General features: G+C 62.0%; 14 protein-coding genes. 6 read left to right on the forward strand and 8 right to left on the reverse strand.

The features are described 5' to 3' along the window. Position 1 precedes the first annotated feature (1 nt). From rnk to typA, 3 genes are all read right to left on the reverse strand, one after another. Positions 2-415 (reverse strand): nucleoside diphosphate kinase regulator, encoded by a 414-nt coding sequence (gene rnk / locus NH396_RS10940; protein ID WP_175090630.1) that lies wholly within the window; start codon positions 413-415, stop codon positions 2-4. A 250-nt stretch (positions 416-665) separates the two neighbouring features. Continuing rightward, positions 666-1,556 (reverse strand): WYL domain-containing protein, encoded by an 891-nt coding sequence (locus NH396_RS10945; protein WP_043331776.1) that lies wholly within the window; start codon positions 1,554-1,556, stop codon positions 666-668. A gap of 650 nt (positions 1,557-2,206) precedes the next feature. Then, positions 2,207-4,015 carry a translational GTPase TypA gene (gene typA, locus NH396_RS10950; protein ID WP_176678524.1) on the reverse strand — a complete coding sequence of 603 codons (1,809 nt, stop codon included), beginning with the start codon at positions 4,013-4,015 and terminating at the stop codon, positions 2,207-2,209. Between the two features lie 642 nt (positions 4,016-4,657). On the opposite strand from typA, the gene glnA reads away from it, so the two are divergent. The 6 genes from glnA (at position 4,658) to NH396_RS10980 (ending at position 13,657) form a co-directional block, all read left to right on the forward strand. Then, the gene (glnA, locus tag NH396_RS10955; protein WP_253063579.1) at positions 4,658-6,064 is read left to right on the forward strand and encodes a glutamate--ammonia ligase; all 1,407 of its coding nucleotides are present in this window, start codon (positions 4,658-4,660) and stop codon (positions 6,062-6,064) included. A gap of 431 nt (positions 6,065-6,495) precedes the next feature. Next, positions 6,496-7,182 carry a DUF4124 domain-containing protein gene (locus tag NH396_RS10960; protein ID WP_253063581.1) on the forward strand — a complete coding sequence of 229 codons (687 nt, stop codon included), beginning with the start codon at positions 6,496-6,498 and terminating at the stop codon, positions 7,180-7,182. A gap of 263 nt (positions 7,183-7,445) precedes the next feature. Further along, a complete protein-coding gene (gene glnL / locus NH396_RS10965; RefSeq protein WP_290441751.1) occupies positions 7,446-8,540 on the forward strand; it encodes a nitrogen regulation protein NR(II) in 1,095 nt (364 codons plus the stop codon). Next, on the forward strand, positions 8,537-9,946 hold the full coding sequence (gene ntrC / locus NH396_RS10970) for a nitrogen regulation protein NR(I) (RefSeq protein WP_176678523.1): 1,410 nt from the start codon (positions 8,537-8,539) through the stop codon (positions 9,944-9,946). Before glnL ends, ntrC begins: the two co-directional genes overlap by 4 nt. 170 nt (positions 9,947-10,116) lie before the next feature. After that, the gene (locus NH396_RS10975; RefSeq protein ID WP_176678522.1) at positions 10,117-11,454 is read left to right on the forward strand and encodes a deoxyguanosinetriphosphate triphosphohydrolase; all 1,338 of its coding nucleotides are present in this window, start codon (positions 10,117-10,119) and stop codon (positions 11,452-11,454) included. Between the two features lie 451 nt (positions 11,455-11,905). Beyond that, on the forward strand, positions 11,906-13,657 hold the full coding sequence (locus tag NH396_RS10980) for a BCCT family transporter (RefSeq protein WP_176678521.1): 1,752 nt from the start codon (positions 11,906-11,908) through the stop codon (positions 13,655-13,657). Positions 13,658-13,775: 118 nt separating this feature from the next. Here NH396_RS10980 and NH396_RS10985 read toward each other — a convergent pair whose 3' ends face one another. The 5 genes from NH396_RS10985 to fba form a co-directional block, all read right to left on the reverse strand. Further along, positions 13,776-14,612: a hypothetical protein gene (locus NH396_RS10985; protein ID WP_176678520.1), complete on the reverse strand. Its 837-nt coding sequence runs from the start codon at positions 14,610-14,612 to the stop codon at positions 13,776-13,778. 149 nt (positions 14,613-14,761) lie between these two features. After that, the gene (locus tag NH396_RS10990) at positions 14,762-15,682 is read right to left on the reverse strand and encodes a nuclease-related domain-containing protein (RefSeq protein WP_176678519.1); all 921 of its coding nucleotides are present in this window, start codon (positions 15,680-15,682) and stop codon (positions 14,762-14,764) included. Between the two features lie 35 nt (positions 15,683-15,717). Next, complete coding sequence (locus NH396_RS10995) at positions 15,718-16,182, reverse strand: YbaY family lipoprotein (protein ID WP_176678518.1); 465 nt, start codon at positions 16,180-16,182, stop codon at positions 15,718-15,720. Positions 16,183-16,233: 51 nt separating this feature from the next. Beyond that, positions 16,234-16,608 carry a translation initiation factor Sui1 gene (locus NH396_RS11000; RefSeq protein ID WP_176678517.1) on the reverse strand — a complete coding sequence of 125 codons (375 nt, stop codon included), beginning with the start codon at positions 16,606-16,608 and terminating at the stop codon, positions 16,234-16,236. A 189-nt stretch (positions 16,609-16,797) separates the two neighbouring features. Then, positions 16,798-17,862 carry a class II fructose-bisphosphate aldolase gene (gene fba / locus NH396_RS11005; protein ID WP_043335741.1) on the reverse strand — a complete coding sequence of 355 codons (1,065 nt, stop codon included), beginning with the start codon at positions 17,860-17,862 and terminating at the stop codon, positions 16,798-16,800. Positions 17,863-17,938 lie beyond the last annotated feature (76 nt).

The following is a 17,938-nucleotide window of genomic DNA, read 5'->3' on the forward strand; positions in this document are numbered from 1 at the left end:
TTCAGCGGTGCAGGTCGCCGGCACTTTCCGGCTGGTAATGCAGCGCCTCGATACGCACCTCATGCAGGCTGCCATCCGGCAGCCGCCACTCGATGAGGCTACCGACCTTGAGGCCGAGCAGGGCAGCCCCCAGTGGCGCCAGCACCGACAGGCCATCCTGCTGGCCGGGCAGCGCATGCGGATAGACCAGCGTGCGCACCAGAGTCTGCTGGCGGGTCAGGTCCGTGAACTCCACGCGGCTGTTCATGCTGACGATATCGGCGGGCACCTCGTGAGGCTCGACGACCTCGCCGCGCTCCAGCTCGTCCTCAAGCTGTTCTGCCACCTGACGGTCGGCGGCGGCAACGCGATCAATCAGGCGCTCGAGGCGTTCGGCGTCCAGACGATTGATGATGATCGAGGGAAGTGTGGCCATGAGACCTCCTGTCAGTCGTGGTGTCAGCCCCTTGCGAGCAAGGCCTTGCTGGACACCAAAAAAACAGCCCTCCGCCGGGAAGGGCGAAGGACTGTGTGCAGAAGTCATCATATAAACTTCGCTCGGCGATGGATAGTCCATTCAGGCAACTTGAGGTCAGCGCGAGGGCTATGACTGGGCCATGGCTGGACAGTGGTCGGGCATTGGGAGAGCCAGGAAAGAGCAAGGGGCAGACCCGCTCACTCCCGCGTCAGGCGCTGGAGCTGACGAACAGCCAGTCAGTGATCTCGTCGCGATTGAGCACGACCAGCTGCTGGGCGCGCGGAGACTCTTCCAGATGGTCCGGATTGATGCCAAGTTCACGCAGGACGTACTGCACCAAAGCGCCGCGTGTCGGCAGGTGCAGCTCGCCATCCACCATGCCGTGGTCCTGCTCTATCAGGCCGCGCTCGGCGGGTGTCAGGCGCGGGTCGGCGCCCAGTTTCAAGGTGACGCGCGTCTCCCAGCCTTCATCGCACTCGCGCTGGCTGCCCTCGAGGGCTTCACCGAACAGCTCCGGCACCGCGCGGAATCGAGACAGCACGAAGTCGCGAAAAGCGCGGTTCTTCTCGCAGAAGGCGCGCACATGCCAGCGGCCGGCGGCGTAGACCAGCGTATGTGGGCACAGGATGCGCTCCTCTCCCTGGGGAGAGTTGAGAGAGGCGTAGGTCACCTCGAGACGCGCGCCCTGACTGGCGGCTTCGATCAAGGCTCTGACCACCGGCGGGCTGGCGCTGCGCGACGGCAGACGCAGGGCCTCGGTATTTGCCTGGCCTAGCCCCAGCCCGGTGAAATGTGGATTCAGATTGTCGTGATTGCCAAGCAATTGCAGGTATTCATCGACCTCACCCCGCGTCAGCATGGGGCAGAAATTCGCCGACGGACGGTAGCCCTTGATGACGGGGTCATACTCGAGATTGTTCTCGGCGACCGTCTCGCGGTAGGTCTTCATGACGCGCGAGGCTTGCTGCCTGGCGATACCGAAGGCGTTGCCCAGATGACGCGAAGTGACTCGCCCCTCCCACAAGGCGATGATCTCGATCAGGCGGTAACGCGCCAGCGTGTCCCATGGCAGGACTTCGAGGCGTTGCTTGATGCTCATTGCTGAATCCTTTCATACGGGTCTTCTGGAGCGTATTCGTGACGCATTGCACACATCTGGCTTGGCAATGGCGACACATGGCGAGTGCTCACGAGGATCGGTAAGAGGACCCTGCTCCGGGTGGCGTGTGGCGAACAAGCCTTCGTTAACTGCAGGATATGCATGAAGAAGACTCCGGCAGAAGATACCTGCTCCGTTGCGTTGACCCTAGTGACTGCGCATCGACGTCTCGTTTTTGCGTCGTTCAAACGCGACGCATCATCATAATTCGACGATTTATCCTTGCTCGGTGTCGTGTGATTGCGCGCTATCAATAGATCAAGGCATGACGTTGCGCAGGGGCGTTGGCCGCGAGTGGCATGCTCTGAATGAAGACGCTATATGCACAACACTAATATGCCTCATATAACCCTCATTTAAGTGTTAGAGATGCCTCAGGCCAAGGTATCGCGCAAAGTTGCCTTATTCTGCGAGCCCTAATAGCGACGCACTTTCTGCAATGACATTCACAAGTATTAGAGAGGTAGTCATGCAGCCCTTTACGGCAACAACGAAAAGTGCTCAAACGCAAAAGACCCGCCGAGTTGGCGGGTCTTTTGCGTTTGAGCACGATGCCCCCTGACATCAGACAGGGGGCGGGCTGGGCCAGCTTACTTGCTGGCGCGCTTGCGCTCGTTCTCTTTCAGGTACTTCTTGCGGATACGGATGTGCTGCGGAGTGACTTCTACCAGCTCATCGGAATCCAGGAACTCGATCGCCTGTTCCAGGGTGAAGCGAATCGGCGGCGTCAGCACGATGTTTTCATCGTTGCCGGTAGAACGCATGTTATCGAGCTTCTTGGCCTTGGTCGGGTTCACGACCAGGTCATTGGCACGGTTGTGAATACCGACCAGCATGCCTTCATAGACTTCGGTACCGTGACCGATGATCAGCTTGCCACGTTCCTGCAGGGTGTACAGGGCGTAGGACAGCGCCTTGCCCGGCACCATGGAGATCATGACGCCGTTGCGGCGCTCGACGCCTGCGCCTTCCTTCAGGTCACCGTAGTGATCGAAGCGGCTGGTCAAAATACCGGTACCGGAGGTCAGGGTCAGGAACTGGCCACGGAAGCCGATCAGACCGCGAGACGGGATGATGAAGTCCAGACGCACACGACCCTTGCCATCCGGGTTCATGTTGGTCAGCTCGCCCTTGCGGTAGCCCAGCTCTTCCATGATGGAGCCCTGGTGCTGCTCTTCACAGTCGATGATGACTTCTTCGTACGGCTCCTGCTTCTTGCCGTCGATTTCCTTGATGATGACTTCCGGACGACCCACGGCCAGCTCGAAGCCTTCACGACGCATGGATTCGATGAGAACGGAGAGGTGAAGCTCACCACGACCGGAGACGACGAATTTCTCCGGCGTCTCGCCCTGTTCGACGCGCAGTGCGACGTTGTGGATCAGTTCCTGATCCAGACGCTCACGGATGTTGCGGCTGGTGACGAACTTGCCGTCCTGACCGGCGAACGGAGAGTCATTGACCTGGAAGGTCATGGAGACGGTCGGCTCATCGACGGTCAGCGGCGGCAGCGCCTCGACAGTGGCGGTGTCGCAGATGGTGTCGGAGATCGCGAGGTTCTCGATACCGGTGATGCAGACGATATCGCCGGCAGTCGCCTTGTCGGTCTGCACGCGGTCCAGACCCATGTGAGTCATGACCTGGCCGATCTTGCCCTTACGGACAGCGCCTTCCTTGGTGATGATGGACACCTGCTGACCCGGGCTGACGGCGCCGCGCTTGATGCGGCCCAGACCGATGACGCCGACGTAGCTGTTGTAGTCCAGTGCGGAGATCTGCATCTGGAACGGACCGTCCAGCTCGACCTTCGGCGGCTCGACGATGTCGACGATGGACTGGAACATCGGGTCCATGGTGTCTTTCAGGTCTTCCGGGTCCATACCGGCAATGCCGTTGAGGGCAGAGCAGTAGATGATCGGGAAGTCGAGCTGCTCGTCAGTCGCGCCCAGGTTGTCGAACAGATCGAAGATCTGGTCAACGACCCAGTCAGGACGAGAGCCCGGACGGTCGATCTTGTTGACGACGACGATCGGCTTCAGGCCCTGGGCGAATGCCTTCTGGGTCACGAAGCGCGTCTGCGGCATCGGGCCATCGACGGCATCGACCAGCAGCAGTACGGAATCGACCATGGACATCACGCGCTCGACTTCGCCACCGAAGTCAGCGTGCCCGGGGGTATCCACGATGTTGATGTGGTAGTCGTTCCACTGGATCGCGGTGTTCTTCGCGAGAATGGTGATGCCGCGCTCTTTTTCCTGGTCGTTGGAATCCATGATGCGTTCCTGACCCTCGGCCTTGCGGTCCAGGGTGCCAGACTGACTCAGGAGCTTGTCGACCAGGGTAGTTTTACCGTGGTCAACGTGGGCGATGATGGCTATGTTGCGAAGTTTCTCGATCACGACGGGAACCTGTGCGGAAAATGGGCGCTCGCGTACCGGGCGCTTGTGATTTGGGGCGCATTATAGGGGGCATGGCATGCCTCCTGCCAGCATCGTGCATTCACGAGGCGAGTCAGCGAGTGCCTTCAATTGGTCTGAAGTGCCCAAATGATTGTCTCTCAAGTCTTTTCCGCCCCCCTGTCGCGCATGAAAAAAACTTGTGAGTCGAGGCCAACATCAGGAGGAAAGGAAGAAATGACCGCAATCTGATGCTGACGTGATCATCGGGTGTGAGCGGAGAAATACTTGAGATCCAGTATTTTGCACCAATGTGGAGCAATGACGTTTTTTGGTGCACCCAAATGATGAATCTGCACTGCGCGGCAAGAATTTTTGCACCTTGTCGGCCCATCCTTGGTCGGGTTTTCGTGCTGTATGCATGAAGATGGTGATGTTTTTTTTTAGCATATTCATTAGCTTACTGAAATCGACGATGCGGCGTGCGCCATTCTGGCACGCTCACTGCATTGTTAGAGCATCCTGTCTGATGGCTGGCATAACGACGCCGACCATGAGAGAAAAGGCTTACAAAATAGAGCAATAACCCCAGACAACGCTGACACCAACTGTAACCAGAGCCGCCGGCTCCATCGGAGAATTACCATGGCTGAGAAGACACTTGCCCTGATTGAAGAACACGAAGTCAAGTGGGTTGATCTGCGCTTCACCGACACCAAGGGCAAGGAGCAGCACGTCTCCATCCCGGCGCGTGCAGTGGATGAGGAATTCTTCGAGAACGGCCAGATGTTCGATGGTTCCTCCATCGAAGGTTGGAAGGGCATCAACGAATCCGACATGATCCTGATGCCGGACGACGGCACTGCCTTCCTCGACCCGTTCACCGAAGACACTACCCTGGTGCTGCGCTGCGACGTCATCGAGCCGGCCACCATGCAGGGCTATGAGCGCGATCCGCGCTCCGTCGCCAAGCGCGCCGAGGAATACCTGAAGTCTACCGGTCTGGGCGACACCGCCTTCTTCGGTCCGGAGCCGGAATTCTTCATCTTCGACGAAGTGCACTGGAAGAACGAGATGAACGGTTCCATGTTCAAGATCTCTTCCGAAGAAGGTGCCTGGGCGACCGATTCCACGCCGGAAGGCGGCAACCTGGGTCACCGTCCGCGTCTGAAGGGCGGCTACTTCCCGGTCCCGCCGATCGACAGCTTCCACGATATCCGTGCTGCCATGTGCAACACCCTGGAAGCCATCGGTCAGGAAGTCGAAGTTCACCACCACGAAGTGGCGAACGCCGGCCAGAACGAGATTGGCGTCAAGTTCAATACCCTGGTCAAGAAGGCCGATGAGGTTCAGGAACTCAAGTACGTGATCCACAACGTGGCTCACGCCTACGGCAAGTCCGCGACCTTCATGCCCAAGCCGCTGGTCGGGGACAACGGTTCAGGCATGCACGTTCACCAGTCCTTCTGGAAGGATGGCGACAACCAGTTCGCCGGTGACGAGTACGCGGGTCTGTCCGAAATGGCTCTCTACTACATTGGCGGCATCATCAAGCACGCTCGTGCCCTGAACGCCTTCACCAATGCGTCCACCAACTCCTACAAGCGTCTGGTGCCGGGCTTCGAAGCGCCGGTCATGCTGGCCTACTCTGCCCGCAACCGTTCCGCTTCCATCCGCATTCCGTACACTGCCAGCCCGAAAGGCAAGCGTGTCGAGGCGCGTTTCCCGGATCCGACGGCCAACCCGTACCTGGCGTTCTCCGCGATGCTGATGGCCGGTATCGACGGTATCAAGAACAAGATCCACCCGGGTGACGCGATGGACAAGAACCTCTACGACCTGCCGGCCGAAGAAGCCAAGTCCATCCCGACTGTGGCCGAGAGCCTCGAACAGGCCCTGACCGCGCTTGACGGCGATCGTGAGTTCCTGACCCAGGGCGGCGTCTTCACAGACAACATGATCGATGCCTATCTCGAGCTGAAGGGCGAAGACGTCCAGCGCCTGCGCATGGCGACTCACCCGCTCGAATTCGACATGTACTACAGCGTCTAAGCACTGCAACGCCTAAGCACTGCAACGCCCAAGTACAGCAACGCCCAGGCGCTGCAGAGGTTGAGGCAGTCATTCGCTAGCCACGCCATCTGGCGGAGTGCCTTCCAGGTGGAGGCAAGCCCACGACGATGACGACAGCAGGGCCATACCGACAGGTGTGGCCCTGTTTTTCGTTCTGGCTCTTTGCTCTGATCCTTTTGCCTGATATCGGCAATGCTGCTGACAGACCTGCAGGGCGCGGTGGTAGCCTTGCGTGACAGTCAATGCCCACAGGCGTCTTGTCGAGGGCCCCAAATGCTGGCATCAACGCGGTAAGCTTTGTAACTTGTTAGCCTTGTCAACAGGCAGCAGGATCGCCTGCCGATAGACCCAATCCCGCTGGAGCTGCCTGCGGCTTCTGGCCTCCCATGACTCTCTTCAGGAATCTTCGGATGTGGCCCTTCGTATCCTCCCTGCGCGTCGCGAACCCCGCGACTGACTCGCGTGCACTGCCAGCAGCGCGCCCCGAGCCACTGCAGTGCCTGCTGCTGGCAGCGACGCTGATGCTGACGAGCCTGTCGTTCGATCTTCAGGCGGCTCAGGTCTATCGCCACGTCGATGCCAATGGCAACGTGGTCTTCAGTGATCAGCCTGCGGGCGGCAGCAAGGTGCAGCTGACGCCGCTCAGCGTGGTGCCATCGACGGAATCCCTGCCGCCGCGGCGCAGCACGCCGTCGCGCGTGAGTTCTTCCTCATCCAGCGAGAGCACCCGGGCGCCTGCGGTGGATGTGGCTTTCCGTGGCTATACCACCTTCACCATCCAGAGCCCGTCCAACGAGGAAACGCTGCAGACCGGACAGGCGGGCAATCTGGCGGTACGCCTGGGGATCGAGCCCAAGCTGCGTCCGGAAGACAAGGTGCGCGTGACCGTGGATGGCGCGCCGTCTCAATCCGCCATGCACAGTACCGTCTTCATGGTGCCGGCGTTGGAGCGTGGCAAGCATGTCATCCAGGCGGAGTTGCTGGATTCCACCGGTCGCGTACGCCAGACCAGCGAGCCGAAGGTGGTCTATGTGCAACGCGCCAGCGTCAATCTGCCTCGTAACCCGAACAATCCTGCCAATGCTGGCGGAGGCTAGCAGCGTCTGGGCGGCCTTCTTTCATCGCGCGTTTCACCTTCGCTGACAGGCCGCCCTCGGGCGGCTTTTTCGTGTCTGGGCCAGTCGATATCGGGTTGCCTGATGGCGGAGTGAAGCAACACGAGCTCGAGCGCGATTTCTCGCCTGCACCATTTTGGTGCCAATATGAGGGGCCAGAAATGGTTGCACAGCATCGGACGCCGTGTTTTCGGTGCCTGCACCAGACTGGCGCGGTTATTGCAGAACAGGGAGACGTACTGCAGATGGCGAACAAACCCATGCATCAACGACTGCTCGAACACCTCAACACTGCCGTGGTGGTGCTGGACTCACAACTGCAGATGGTCTGGATGAATCCCGCCGCGGAGACGTTGCTGGCGGTGAGTCTGGTGCGCGTGAAGGGCAGTACGCCCGACAACATGCCGGGGTTGGATGACACCCTGGTCAATGTGCTGCGCAAGGCGCTGGAGGAACAGCATCCCTACACCCAGCGTGAGGCCGAGATCATCAACGCAGCCAATGAAGCGCTGACGGTGGATTTCACCGCGACGCCCATCAGCGCCAATGAACTGCTGGTCGAGATAGAACCGCGTGACCGCCTGATGCAGATCTCGCGCGAAGAAGCGCTGATCGCCCGCCAGGAGGCGGTCAAGGTGCTGACACGCGGGCTGGCGCATGAGGTCAAGAACCCGCTCGGCGGCATTCGTGGCGCTGCCCAGCTCCTCGAGCGTGACCTGCCCGAACCGCAGATGGTGGAATTCACGCGCATCATCATCGAGGAGGTGGACCGCCTGCGGGATCTGGTCGACCGCATGCTGGGGCCGAACCGGCCACCGCTGCAGTCACCGGTCAACATCCACTCGGTGACCGAGCGGGTGCGCTCCCTGCTGGCGGCGGAAGGGCATCACATCAAGCTGACGGCCGACTATGACCCGAGCTTGCCGGAGGTGATCGGCGACGAAGGCCAGCTGATCCAGGCGGTACTCAACATCGCACGCAACGCCACCCAGGCGCTCAACGAGCAGCCCCGTCCGGATACGCACGAGGGCGAAGAGGCGCCCTGGGAGATCACGCTGCGGACCCGCGCTCGTCGTCAGTTCACGCTGGGCCATGAGCGCCACCGACTGGTGTGCGAGCTGGCGATCATCGACAACGGCCCCGGCATCCCGGAGAGCCTGCGCGAGACGCTGTTCTACCCGATGGTCTCGGGGCGCGCCGAAGGCTCAGGGCTCGGGCTGTCGATCGCCCAGGGCATCCTGCACCAGCATCAGGGGCTGATCGAGTGTGACTCGCGCCCCGGGCATACCGAATTCCGTTTACTCATTCCGCTAGCCGGCACTTCTGGAGATCACACATGAGCGAGACTGCCCGCGTCTGTATCGTCGATGACGACCGCGCCATTCGCTGGGTGCTGGAGCGCGCTCTGGCACAACCCGACCTCGAGGTGGAAACCTTCGAGCGTGCTGATCAGGCCGAAGCCAGCATCATGCGTCAGTGCCCGGATGTCCTGATCACCGATATCCGCATGCCCGGCACCGATGGCCTCGACCTGATGGCGCGCGTGCGCGAGAAGTACCCGGACCTGCCCGTCATCGTGATGACGGCGCATTCCGACCTCGACAGCGCCGTGGCTTCCTATCAGGGCGGCGCCTTCGAATACCTGCCCAAGCCGTTCGATGTGGATGAAGCGCTGGCGCTGGTACGGCGCGCCGTGGCACATGCCCGTGAGTCCAAGGCACCCGCCGCCGTGCCGGAAGGACTGACCAAGGAAATCATCGGCGAAGCGCCGGCGATGCAGGAAGTCTTTCGCGCCATCGGCCGCCTGTCACAGTCGCATATCACCGTCCTGATCAACGGCGAGTCCGGTACCGGCAAGGAGCGCGTGGCCCAGGCGCTGCATCAGCACTCGCCGCGCGCCGGCAAGCCGTTCATCGCACTCAACATGGCCGCGATTCCCAAGGACCTGATGGAATCGGAGCTGTTCGGCCACGAAAAGGGCGCCTTCACCGGCGCCACGGCGCTGCGCCGCGGGCGCTTCGAGCAGGCCGATGGCGGCACGCTGTTCCTCGATGAGATCGGTGACATGCCCGCCGAGACCCAGACTCGCCTGCTGCGTGTGCTGGCCGATGGCGAGTTCTATCGTGTCGGTGGCATCACGCCGGTCAAGGTCGACGTGCGCATTATCGCCGCGACGCACCAGCACCTGGAAAAGCTGGTCGAGGATGGGCGTTTCCGTGAGGATCTCTTCCACCGCCTCAACGTGATTCGCGTGCATCTGCCGCGCCTGTCTGAGCGCCGCGAAGACATCCCGCGTCTGATGAGCCACTTCCTGGGCGAGGCCGCGCGTGAGCTGTCGACCGAGCCCAAGGTGCTGACGGAGGCCGCGGAGAAACACCTGACGCGTTTCGACTGGCCGGGCAACGTGCGCCAGCTCGAGAACACCTGTCGCTGGCTGACGGTGATGGCCTCGGGGCGAGAAGTGATGATCGAGGACCTGCCGCCGGAGCTGCGCGATGCCAGCGGCACCGAGGCGGCCTCCGGCGATTGGCGTGGTGCCTTCCGCGAGTGGGCAGACCGCGCACTTGCCGCCGGTCATACCCATCTGCTGGAAGAAGCGGTGCCCGACTTCGAGCGCATCCTGATCGAGACGGCCCTCAAGCATACCGGTGGTCGCAAGGGCGAAGCCGCCGAGCTGCTGGGCTGGGGACGCAACACCCTGACCCGCAAGCTCAAGGTGCTGCTGCCGGCGCTGGCCGAGGACTGAGGACTGCCTGAGCGGGGTCGAGGGTAATCTTGGCGAGCTGAGGATGACTTGAGCGGGCTGGAGACAAGGAGAACAGGGTGCCACAATCCCTGTTCTCTTTTTCATGCGCGTCATTCACCTGTTATCTGCTCGCCGGCGCCAGTGCTCGGCGCCTGCCAAGGAGTTGCCTGATGTCATCGATGAGCTGGGAGCGACTGCTGGAACCGAGTCGCCTGCATGACGCACCGGGCACCGTATCGCGTGAGATGGGGCGGACTCCCTTCCACAAGGACCACGACCGCATCGTGTTCGCGGGTTCCTTCCGTCGCCTGGGGCGCAAGACCCAGGTTCATCCGCTGACCGACAACGACCACATCCACACGCGCCTGACCCACTCGCTGGAGGTCGGCTGCGTCGGTCGCTCGCTGGGCATGATGGTCGGCGAGAAGCTCAAGGAGCAGTTGCCCGACTGGATCACGCCGTCGGATCTCGGCGTCATCGTCCAGACCGGCTGCCTGGGACATGACATCGGCAACCCGCCCTTCGGGCATGCCGGGGAGTATGCCATCCGTGACTGGTTCGCCGCCGAGGCCGCCAGTGATAACGGTCGGCTGGCCGGGCTGAGCGATGCCGAGCGCGAGGACCTGCTCACCTACGAAGGCAATGCCCAGGGCTTTCGCATCGTCACCCAGATCGAATACAACCAGTTCCATGGCGGCATGCGCCTGACGGCAGCGACGCTGGGCACGCTGCTCAAGTACCCGTGGACGGTGGAGCACGCCACGGCGGGCGGCAAATTCGGCTGCTATCAGAGCGAACGTGGGCTGCTGGATCAGGTCGCCGAGCGTTGCGGTCTGCTGGCACGGGCCGATGGACGCTGGTGCCGTCACCCGCTGGCGTGGCTGGTCGAGGCCGCCGATGACATCTGCTATGCGCTGCTGGACCTGGAAGATGGCCTCGAGATGGGCATCCTGCAGTTCGAGGAAGTGTTCGAGATTCTCACCGGCATCAGCGGTGGCGAGCCGCGCGAATATCAGGAGATGGTCGCCCGCGGCACTTCCCAGCGGCGTAAGGTGGCGGCGCTGAGAGGCGCGGCGATGGAGCGTGCCGTCAATGATGTCGCCGAGGCTTTCGTCCAGCGCGAGACGGAACTGCTGGCCGGTACGCTCAGCGAAGACCTGCTCGACCTGTGCCACCCCGACCTTGGCTGGGGCGTGCGGGAAGCCAAGAATCTGGCGCGCCAGAAGATCTTCCGCAACGAGCGCAAGGCCAAGCTGGAGATAGGCGCCTACACCACGCTGGGTATCCTGCTCGAGGCCTTCATCGGCGCTGCGCATGAGCTGCATACCAAGGGACGTTCCAGCTTCAAGCATCAACGTGTGCTGGCATTGATCGGCGAGAACACGCCGACCAAGGACTGGGATCTCTACCGCAGCTATCGGCGCATGCTCGACTTCATCGGCGGCATGACGGACCACTTCGCGGTGGATCTCGCCCAGGAGATGGGCGGGCGCCTGCGCGGCGACTGAGAGCGAGGCGCCATCAGCCCGATCATCTAAAGCCTGATCACTGCAGGCTTCATCACTTTCAGCCTCATCATTACCCGCCGGGGAGCGGCAGCGGTGCCGTGCTGTTTCCTGGCGGATGCCTGCTGTCCGGCCTGACATCTGCTGCCTTTGCTGCGCCTTCCTTGCGTTTTACCCCTCTGTGGCTGCCCACCTCTGCGCTGCCTGTTCTGGCTGTGTCTTCCCTGCTGATTTGCCTGTCGCTGTCAGTCTGTCGTCGTGCTTCCTGTTCCTCTCTGGGCCCTAGGCGCCAAGGCCCTCCGCGCGTCAATGAATGACTTGCATGCGTTAAATTATCTTTACGTAGGCGCTTGGATCGTTGTACTAGGATTGTACGCAGTGGAGATGCGTGTATCGCAATCAACCATGATAAGCTGTTATTATGCACAGCAATAACGATAAATGAGGCTTATAAATGAGCAAGGAAACCCGAACGGTATCGGCCAAGACGGCGGGGGATCGGCCGGAAAAGGCCTTCGACATGATCGACAAGCCGACCTTCTTCGGCTCGATCTTCCTGCTGTTGGCAGTGACGCTGCCCCTGGTCATCTTCCCCGAGCAGGGCGCGATGTGGGTATCGGCGGCCAAGAACTTCGTCACCAGCAAGCTCGGTGTGCTCTATCTGCTGCTCGGCGTGGGGGCCGGCGGCTTCATGATCTACATCATCTTCAGCGACATCGGTCAGATAAAGCTCGGTGATGCCGAGGAGAAGCCCGAATTCTCCATCGTCTCATGGGCAGCGATGCTGTTCTGTGCCGGGATCGGGGCCTCCATCCTGTACTGGTCGATGATCGAGTGGGTCTACTACTACCAGTCGCCCCCGTTCCATGTGGAAGGCAAGACACCGGAGGCAGCGGAATGGGCCGCGGCCTACGGCATCTTCCACTGGGGCCCGCTGGCCTGGGCGATCTACCTGATCCCCGCCGTGCCGATCGCCTACTTCTACTACGTGCGTCACCACAGCGTGTTGAAGATTTCCGAAGCGCTGATGCCGGTGCTGGGCGAAAAGCTGGCGCATGGCTGGCTGGGCAAGCTGATCGATATCAGCTTCGTCTTCGGCATGCTGGGCGGCGGAGCGACCACCCTGGGGCTGGCGGCACCGATGATCAACGAGGGGGTGCACGAGCTGTTCGGGGTACCCAAGTCGCTGACCACGCAGATCGTGGTGCTGCTGGTGTGTACCGCCCTGTTCGGCTACAGCGCCTACGTGGGTCTCAAGAAGGGCATCAAGCTGCTGTCAGACATCAACTTCTGGCTGGCGGTCGGCCTGTTGCTGTTCATCTTCATCGTGGGGCCGACCCTGTTCATGGCCAATACCGGTCTGGATGCGCTGGGCCGCGTGATGAGCAACCTGATCCTCATGGCCACCTGGCTGGAGCCGTTCGCCGAGTTCAAGGGCTTCGAGGACACGCACTTCCCGCAGGACTGGACCATCTTCTACTGGGCTTGGTGGCTGGTGTTCGCGCCCAGCGTGGGGCTTTTCATCGCGCGTATCTCGCGGGGCCGCACCATCCGCGCCATGGTCGCCGGTTCGATGTTCTTCGGCACCATGGGCTGCTTCCTGTTCTTCATGGTGATGGGCAACTACGGCCTCTACCTGCAGCTGTCCGGTCAGCTGGACGTGGTCACCATCCTCAATGACCAGAGCCCGACCGCGGCCATCTTCGCGATGCTGCACACGCTGCCGCTGGACTACGTGGTGATCTTCGCCTTCACGCTGCTGGCACTGATCTTCACCGCAACCACCTTCGACTCCATCTCCTACATTCTGGCCGCTGTGGTCCAGAAGGAAGTCGACGAAGAGCCGATGCGCTGGAACCGCCTGTTCTGGGCCTTCGCGCTGTCATTCATGCCCATCGTGCTGATGTTCATCGGCGGGCTGGAGACCCTGCAGACGGCTTCCATCATCGGGGGTGTGCCGCTATTGGCAGTGGCCTTGATGCTGTGTATCTCCATCGTGCGTGCCGCGCACTATGACCTGCGCTACCAGCCGGATTACACGGTCAAGGAAATCAATATCGAGGAATTCCCGGAAGATGACCCCTGGACTGAAGAAGGCACCTGGGAAATCCCCGACGAGGACGTGCCGGCAGCAGGCAAGCCGCGGCAGGACCCGCCCAAGGATCATGTCGAAGGCGACCCGCACAGCCGCCCCTCGCGCCTGTAAGGAAATGAGCCAGCTGGCCAGTCGAATGGCCGCGACCAGACGACAGAGCGCCGCCCATCGGGCGGCGTTCTGTCGTTCAGGGCTGTCGTTCAGGGCTGTCGTTCAGAACGGTCAGCGCTCAGCCGGCTTCCAGCAGTGTCTCGCGGCGCCTGCGGGGCGGTGTCAGCTGCGGGGGTGTCGGATCGTTGTCGCTGTTGTCGAGCGCTAGATGACGGCGAATGGCGGCACCGATGCGACGCGAGCTGTCCGGAATGCCCTGATTGCCGAACAGACGATTGAACTCGAACACGATGGGATGGCCATCGACCATCGCGATATCGAAGCCGGCATGGTCGACACCCAATGCCTCGGCCAGTTGCAGGGCCAGGGCGATGGCGGGGGCCGGGATATTGTCGTAGGACGTCTCGCCACCCTGACTGACATTGGAGCGATAGCCGCCCAGCGGCGTGACGCGCCAGTAGGCGGTGATGACTTCGCCACCTACCACCACGATGCGCAGGTCGCGGTCGATCTCCAGGCGCGGTTGGGCATACAGCACCGGATGCTCCGCCGCATGCTCTTCCAGTTCGCCACGCGACTGGATCAGCTTCACACCGACACCCATCGAGCTTTTGACTTCCTTGACGATCAGCGGGTAGCCGAAGCGCGCCTCGATATCATCGATTGCCTGACGGCTGGCGCCGCGAATCTCGGTCGGCGGCACATTGTCCGGGCAGATGGCCTGAAAGACGCGCGTCTGCTCGACCTTGTCGTGGCCGATCGCGTAGCTGGGCAGGCTGGGGAAGATGCGTTTGCCGAGGCCGTAGACCAGAGTGGTGATCTGCCAGTATTCGGGAAACAGCAGGATGTCGGCGGCGCGGATCTCGTCGAGGTGATCCAGCATGCGCTCCGGCTTGATATACCGGACACCGGGGATGCCGAGGGTGCGAAAAGCGTCGAAGGTGATGAGTTTCATGTGGGATATGTCGCCAGGAGCGCCATCATTGCGATAGCGCGATAAGGTTGCCAAGGCTGGACCGGCGCGTATTTAACGCCGGGCGGGTTGCCTTGGCAAGCCTTTGTCTGGCGCTGCCATGCTCCGAGGGGCCGGAGCATGGCGGAGGGTCAGTTGGTGGCGAGGCGCTCGGCCTGAACGCGGTCGAGAATCGCCTCGTTGATGCGCTGCTTGAGGGCGTCATCCAGGGTCGGGCAACCCTCTTCGGGAGCCATGCAATGGGTGCTCAGCCACTCGGCCAGGCCCTCGCCATTGACGACCTCGGGGTCATTCTCGCGCTGGGGTCCTTCGCGCACGATCTGCCAGCCCGGCAGGGCCAGCAGCCCCTGCACCGGAACCTCGACACCGCACTCACGCTTCAGCCAGGCGGCCGTCCAGTCGCGTGCGGTACGTGTCTCGCGCAGCGGTTTGCGCTCGCGATAGCCCGGGAAGTACAGGCGACCATCCTTGAGCTTGACCTCATCCTTGAGTGCGCCCAGTGCATCCAGCGGCCGTGAGCGCGCCTTGGTACGAATGGCGTAGGCCCCGGCGGGGGTGACCACCAGATGATCGATATGGAAGTCATCGGCCGGCACGTCGTGATAGACCATGCTGGTGAGCTGTTCCGGGCGGATGAGCTGGTCGAGCTCCTGACCGATGGACAGCTCGCAGGCCAGCCCCAGCTTGAGCTTGCGGATACGCTGGAAGTGCCGCGTCAGGCGCAGCGCGAACACCAGCACCAGCAGCGCACAGGCCAGACCGTAGGCGGCCCACTCAAGCCAGTTCTGCTCTTCACCGAACACCATGCGCCCCATGCCGTAGACCAGCGGGCTCAAGGTGATGAGCGGCCCGAGCGCCCCGTCGAGAAACAGCGCCTGGAAGGCCTCATCGAGACGATCGCGCAGGCTCTGGCCCGGTTCGCGCAGCTGACGGCGGGTCAGTGGCGACTGGATGCGCCGCTCATGCAGGCCGCGCATGCCCAGCACCACCAGCGCGATGGCACCCAGTGGGGTCAGGAAGAAGACGGGTAACAGGTATTCCAGCCAATCCATCGGGATGTCCTATCTGAAGGAAAGGGAGGGCATGTTCAATGCCCCAGTGCCCGCGGCAGCGGCGTGAGCGGGATCTCGACCTCGCCCTCGCCCTCGCCTTGTGAGGTGCTGGCGTCACCCAGCACCGGCACCGCGCTGTCATTGATCCAATACAGGCGGCCATCGCTGCGCACATCGGCTTGCAGCGCGTAGCGATGGCCTTCCTCGATGGCATTGCGATCGTACTGCAGGCTGACCGGGAAAGGCCCTTCACGCAGGCCGCCATAGCGGGTACTGGCAATCAGTCCAGCCTCGGCGTCGGCGCGGGAGACATCCACCAGGCGCACTTCCAGCATCGCATCCGGCGGTGCGGTGAAGGCCTGCTGCGGCACCACGCGCGCCTGCAGCTGCGTGAAGTCCGGGCCGGTCATGCAGCCACCCAGCCCGAGCGTGGCCAGCAGCAGGCCAGAGAGCGAGAGCGTGCGAGCCGAAAGCCGGCGTGGCGTGATGAAGTTCAGCATGGAAATCCCTTGTGCAGCGAGATGGAAGGCAGTGGTGCGCGCAGCGGGCGTTCAGCCACCGGCCAGCTTGACGGTATAGCCCATCCGCGTGAGTTCCGCCTTGAGCGTCTCGCGGTGATCGCCCTGGATCTCCACGATGCCATCCTTGAGGCTGCCGCCAGTGCCGCACCGCTGCTTGAGAGTCTTGGCCAGGGCCTTGAGTTCCTTCTCGGCGAGCGGAATCCCGCTCACGGTGGTCACGCCCTTGCCCTTGCGACCGCTGGTCTCGAGCCGGATACGCACCACGCCATCGAGGCTTGCCAGGCGTTCACGCTCGGCGAGGTCGGCACATTCGCACTCGGCTTCGGCACGCCGACACTCAGGGCAGGTTGCGCCATGTTCGGTGGAATAGACAAGCCCGGACAGTTGATCCTTGAGCGAGGCCATGATGTCTCCTGCGATACGGTGATGAATGATCAATGCCAAACGGAATCTCGAAAGGATACCTGCGTGCGCGAGAGGCTGGCACCCTGAGGCGTATAAAAAAGGCGACCCCGAAGGGTCGCCTTTCTCTTCACTCCCTGCCTGCTCGCGTGCGGACAGGCTGGCAGGGATACCTTGGCGGGGGCCGCCCGATCAGTTGATCTTCGGGTCCAGCTCGCCACGGTTGTAACGCTCGAACATCGCTTCGAGGTTGATCGGGTCGATCTTGCTGCCATGACCGGCGGCACCGAAGGCTTCGTAGCGGGCGATGCAGATGTCGCGCATCGCCTTCACGGATTCCTTCAGGTACTTGCGCGGGTCGAATTCAGACGGGTTCTGGGCCATGAAGCGACGGATGGAGCCGGTAGAGGCCAGGCGCAGGTCGGTGTCGACGTTGATCTTGCGCACGCCGTGCTTGATGCCTTCGACGATCTCGTCGACCGGCACGCCGTAGGTTTCCGGAATCTTGCCGCCGTATTCGTTGATGATTTCCAGCCAGTCCTGCGGCACGGAGGAAGAGCCGTGCATCACCAGGTGAGTCTCGGGGATGCGGGCGTGGATTTCCTTGATGCGCTGGATGGACAGGGTGTCACCCGTCGGCGGCTTGGTGAACTTGTAGGCGCCGTGGGAGGTACCGATGGCGATGGCCAGGGCATCGACGTGGGTCTTCTTGACGAAGTCGGCGGCTTCTTCCGGGTCGGTCAGCATCTGGTCGTGGTCCAGCTTGCCTTCGGCACCGATGCCGTCTTCTTCACCGGCCATGCCGGTTTCCAACGAGCCGAGGCAACCCAGCTCGCCTTCGACGGACACGCCACAGGCGTGGGCCATCTCGACGGTGCGACGGGTCACATCGACATTGTATTCGTAGCTGGTCGGGGTCTTGCCGTCTTCGCCCAGCGAGCCGTCCATCATCACCGAGCTGAAGCCCAGCTGGATGGAGCGCTGGCAGACTGCCGGCGAGGTACCGTGATCCTGGTGCATGACCACCGGGATATGCGGGAATTCTTCCACCGCAGCCAGGATGAGGTGGCGAAGGAACGGCGCGCCCGCGTATTTGCGTGCGCCGGCGGAGGCCTGGACGATCACCGGAGAATCGGTGTGGTCGGCGGCTTCCATGATGGCGCGCATCTGCTCGAGGTTGTTGACGTTGAACGCCGGGATGCCGTATCCGTACTCGGCTGCGTGGTCCAACATCTGGCGCATGCTGATCAATGCCATGACATCACCTGTCTTTTTGAGGAATCGAGTGGAGAAGCGTCAGGTGCCCCCCGTCTGCTGACGGGGGGCGACCTTG

This window comes from Cobetia sp. Dlab-2-AX (genome assembly GCF_024124625.1).
GTDB lineage: Bacteria > Pseudomonadota > Gammaproteobacteria > Pseudomonadales > Halomonadaceae > Cobetia.